This is a genomic window from Aeromicrobium sp. REDSEA-S32_B7, assembly GCF_001626145.1.
Taxonomy (GTDB): Bacteria; Actinomycetota; Actinomycetes; order Propionibacteriales; family Nocardioidaceae; genus Aeromicrobium; species Aeromicrobium erythreum.
In genome coordinates this window covers 1-4,556 of record NZ_LUNF01000102.1, presented here as the reverse complement: position 1 = coordinate 4,556, position 4,556 = coordinate 1, and the positions used below count along the sequence as shown (strand labels likewise).

Here is a 4,556-nt window from a genome sequence, read left to right as displayed (position 1 = left end):
GCGCTCGTGGAGGCACTCGACCAGCGGCACGTTCCGCTGGGCGAGGAATCCGGCCGTGATGCTGGTCGCTCGCGCTGCGGGGGTCGGGGGGCGTGCCTACCGTGGACGACATGACTACCACCGTCTCCGCCCTGTCCGTCCCCGACGCCGGCAAGCCGTTCGAGACCGTCGACCTCGAGCGACGTGACCTGAAGCCGAACGACGTGCGCATCAAGATCAAGTACGCCGGGATCTGCCACTCCGACATCCACCAGGCGCGCGACGAGTGGGGCGCCGGGATCTTCCCGATGACGCCCGGTCACGAGATCATCGGCTCGGTCGAGGAGGTCGGGTCCGACGTCACCACGCACGCCGTCGGCGACACGGTGGGCGTCGGCTGCTTCGTCGACTCCTGCCTGGAGTGCGACGCCTGCAAGGACGGCGAGGAGCAGTTCTGCGACCAGGGCGTCGTGCAGACCTACTCCGCCAAGACCTACGACGGCGAGGTGACCTACGGCGGCTACAGCGAGCAGGTCGTCGTCCGCGACCACTTCGCGGTGAAGGTGCCCGACGGCGTCGACCTCGCCGGCACGACGCCGCTGCTGTGCGCCGGCATCACGACGTACGCCCCGCTGGTGCGCCACGGCGTCACCGAGGGCTCGCGCGTCGGCGTCATCGGCATGGGCGGGCTCGGCCACGTGGCCGTCAAGATCGCTGCCGCGCTCGGCGCGAAGGTCACCGTGCTGAGCCGCACCGACGCCAAGAAGGAGGACGGCCTCGCGTTCGGCGCGTCGGAGTACGTCGCCACCGAGGAGAAGGGTGCGCTGAAGAAGCTGCGCGGCTCCTTCGACATCATCCTCAACACCGTCGGCGCCTCCGTGCCGCTCGATGAGTACCTCGGCCTGCTCGACCGTGGCGGCCGGATGATCAACCTCGGCGCCCCGAGCGACGCGCTCGAGGTCGGCGCGTTCTCGCTGCTCACCATGCGTCGCGCGGTCGAGGGCTCGATGGTCGGCGGTCTGCCGCAGACGCAGGAGATGCTCGACTTCTGCGCCGAGCACGACATCACCGCCACCGTCGAGGTCATCTCGGCCGACCAGGTCGACGAGTACTACGACAAGGTCGTCGACGGCGACGTCCGCTACCGCGCCGTCATCGACGTCGCCACCCTCGCGCCGTGAGCCTGCGCACCAGGCTCGTCGTGGGCGACGAGGGGGTCGAGCCGTACCGGCTGATGACCGCCCTCGTCGTCCCCCGACCCATCGCCTGGATCAGCACGGTCGACGCGCAGGGCCGGGGCAACCTGGCACCGCACTCGTTCTTCACGGTCGCGTGCGCGAACCCGCCGATCCTCTCGTTCACGTCGGTGGGCGAGAAGGACACGCTGCGCAACGTGCGCGAGACCGGCGAGCTGGTCGTGAACCTGGCGACGCAGCCGCTCACCGACGCCGTCAACGGGTCGAGCGCGCCGTACGAGCACGGCGTCGACGAGGCCGAGGCACTGGGGCTGGCCACCGAGCCGAGCGAGCTGGTCGCGCCGCGGCGCGTCGTCGACTCCCCCGCGTCGATCGAGTGCCGGCTGCACTCGACCACGGAGCTCGGCGACTCCACCCTCGTGCTCGCCGAGGTGCTGCTGTTCAGCGTCGCCGACCACGTGCTCGTCGACGGCCACCCCGAGTTCGACCGGCTGGCTCCGATGACCCGGCTCGGCAAGGAGGAGTGGGCGCCGCCCAGCGTCCCGTTCACGCTCCCCCGCCCCACCGACGCGCCCTGACGACTGCGGTCCCACGATTCCCATGCCGCCCTGGGAATCGTGGGGCCGCAGCGCTGTCAGCGGCTCGGGTCGACCAGGATCTTGGCGTGCTGCTCGGGGTCGGCGAGCCAGGCGAACGCGTCGGCGACCTCGTCGAGGCCCACGGTGCCGGTGAGCAGCGGCGAGGGGTCGACCGTGCCGTCGGCGATCATCTGCAGCGTGGCGTGGAACTCGGCCGGGTCGTAGCAGAATGCGAAGCGCAGCTCGACCTCCTTGTTGATCGCCATCGAGGGGCGGAACGTGTCGGGCTCCATGCACACCCCGACCACGACGATGCGCGACTGCAGCGGAGCTGCGGTGACGACCTGCTCGATGATGCCGGGCACGCCCACGCACTCGAAGACGACCGGGCCGGTCGGGAGCGCGCCCAGCTTCTCGGCCGCCTGGAACACCCGTGGCCACGGCAGGAACGGGACGGCCCGCAGCCGCTTCATGGTGCTCATCCCGAGCTGCATGAGGTCGGGCGCGGTCGTCAGGTAGCGCGAGTCGTCGGCGAAGCGGTCCCACGGGGACTCGACCGCCGGGTCGACGACGACGTCGGCGCCGCACCGCTCGGCCAGCGCGCGTCGGCCTGGGGAGTAGTCGCTGGCCACCACGGTCCGCACGCCGTGCGCCTTCAGCATGAGGACGACGGCGAGGCCGATCGGTCCGCAGCCGACGACGACGGCGACGTCCTTGCGGCCCACCCGACCCTTGCGCACGGCGTGCCAGGCGACGGCGAGCGGCTCGGTGGTGGCGGCGTGCTCGACGTCGACGCCGTCGGGCACCTCGAACGTGACCGCCTCCGAGACGACCATCAGCTCGGCGTAGCCGCCGGGCGCGTGCGGCGACAGGCCGGTCATGTGCAGCCCGTCGTCGGTCTCGAGCAGCGGCATCGACACGACGCGGGTGCCCGGCTTCCACCGACCGCGCGTGCGCGGACCGTAGGACACGACCTCGCCGACGAATTCGTGGCCGAGGACGACGCGCGAGCCGGACCGCATGAAGTGGTCGTAGCCGACCTCGGCAGCCATGTCGGCGGTGGCGTCGCTGTGCACGCGGGCGTGCAGGTCGGACCCGCAGATGCCGGTGCGCAGCACCCTCAGGAGCACCTGGCCGGGGCCGGGCACGGGATCGGGCAGCTCGGTCACCTGGAGGTCCTGCTCGTGGCAGACGACGGCACGCATGGGGACAGTCTGCGGCCCGCGCCGTCCACTCACCATGGTTCTCCCTCGCTCACCTGCGGATGATCCCGATGGGGAGCGGAGGGAACCATGGTGAGCTGCTGGTTCCCATCAGTTGATGGGAACCAGCGGGCACCGCCTACGCTGGCCCCGATGCGCACACCTGGGCTGCTGGTCGCCGGCACCACCTCCGACGCCGGCAAGAGCGTGGTCACCACGGGGATCTGCCGGGCGTTCGCGCGCCGCGGCCTCCGGGTCGCGCCCTACAAGGCGCAGAACATGTCGAACAACTCGATGGTCGTCCCGCTGGGGCACGACGCCGACGCCGGCTTCGGTGAGATCGGCCGGGCCCAGTGGGTGCAGGCGCTCGCGGCCCGCGCCACCCCGGAGGTGGCGATGAACCCGGTGCTCCTGAAGCCGGGCAGCGACCGGCGCAGCCATGCCGTGGTCATGGGTCGGCCCGGCGGGGTCGTGGACGCGACGGACTTCGTCGAGGGGCGGCGCCACCTCGCGCAGGCGGCCCACGCGGCGTTCGACGACCTGGCCGCGCGGCACGACGTGGTCGTGGCCGAGGGTGCCGGTTCGCCGACCGAGATCAACCTGCGCGCGTCGGACTACGTGAACCTCGGGCTCGCGCAGCACGCGCGGATGCCGGTGGTCGTGGTGGGCGACATCGACCGCGGCGGGCTGTTCGCCGCGCTGCACGGAACGGTGGCCCTGCTCGACGCGGCCGACCAGGCGCTCGTGGCGGGGTTCGTGGTCAACAAGTTCCGCGGGGAGGTCTCGCTGCTGGAGCCGGGCCTCGGCCGGCTGACGGAGCTCACCGGTCGGCCGTTCCTGGGGGTGCTCCCGTGGGACCCGACGCTGTGGCTCGACTCCGAGGACGCGCTCGACCTGGAGGGGAGGCGCTCCGGCACCGCGGGGGCCCTGCGGGTCGCGGTGGTGCGACTGCCCCGGATCAGCAACTTCACCGACGTCGACGCCCTCGGCGTGGAGCCCGGGGTCGACGTGGTGTTCGTGTCCGACCCGCGCGACGTCGCCGACGCCGACCTGGTGGTGCTGCCGGGCACCCGGGCCACCATCGACGACCTGGCGTGGCTGCGGTCCCGGGGCCTGGACCGCGCCGTCGTCGCGCACGCGCGGGCCGGGCGCCCGGTGCTGGGGATCTGCGGCGGGTTCCAGATGCTCGGCCGGCAGGTGCACGACCCTGACGCGGTCGAGGCGTCGACGCCGCGCAGCGTCGAGGGTCTCGGGCTGCTCGACGTCGAGACGACGTTCGGCACGGAGAAGGTGCTCCGGCTCCCCGTCGGCGAGGCGCTGGGCGCGACGACGTCGGGCTACGAGATCCACCACGGCCGGATCACGCGGGGTGCCGACGAGGAGTTCCTGGCCGGCGCGCGACGCGGCGCGGTGATGGGCACGATGTGGCACGGCAGCCTCGAGGGCGACGCGTTCCGGCACGCGTTCCTCGCGGAGGTGGCGGCTGCCGCGGGCACGACCCTGCCCGACTCCGACGTGTCCTTCGGGGCGCTGCGCGAGGCACGGCTCGACCGGCTGGGCGACCTCGTGGAGGAGCACCTCGACGTCGACGCGCTCTGGAC

Annotated in this window: 4 protein-coding genes; 3 read left to right on the top strand and 1 reads right to left on the bottom strand. The window is 72.3% G+C overall.

Annotated features, from left to right (window positions below; all coding sequences use genetic code 11):
- Positions 1 to 110 precede the first annotated feature (110 nt).
- Together A6Q79_RS07535 and A6Q79_RS07530 are read left to right on the top strand one after the other, a co-directional pair.
- Positions 111 to 1,160: an NAD(P)-dependent alcohol dehydrogenase gene (locus A6Q79_RS07535; RefSeq protein WP_067860208.1), complete on the top strand. Its 1,050-nt coding sequence runs from the start codon at positions 111 to 113 to the stop codon at positions 1,158 to 1,160.
- Complete coding sequence (locus tag A6Q79_RS07530; protein WP_286690644.1) at positions 1,157 to 1,753, top strand: flavin reductase family protein; 597 nt, start codon at positions 1,157 to 1,159, stop codon at positions 1,751 to 1,753. Before A6Q79_RS07535 ends, A6Q79_RS07530 begins: the two co-directional genes overlap by 4 nt.
- A gap of 56 nt (positions 1,754 to 1,809) precedes the next feature.
- Here A6Q79_RS07530 and A6Q79_RS07525 read toward each other — a convergent pair whose 3' ends face one another.
- Positions 1,810 to 2,958, bottom strand: a complete 1,149-nt coding sequence (locus tag A6Q79_RS07525) for a zinc-binding dehydrogenase (RefSeq protein ID WP_286690643.1) — start codon at positions 2,956 to 2,958, stop codon at positions 1,810 to 1,812.
- A 150-nt stretch (positions 2,959 to 3,108) separates the two neighbouring features.
- Here A6Q79_RS07525 and A6Q79_RS07520 point away from each other — a divergent pair.
- Positions 3,109 to 4,556 (top strand): cobyric acid synthase (locus A6Q79_RS07520; protein ID WP_317697489.1); only part of this gene is annotated, 1,448 nt, incomplete at its 3' end.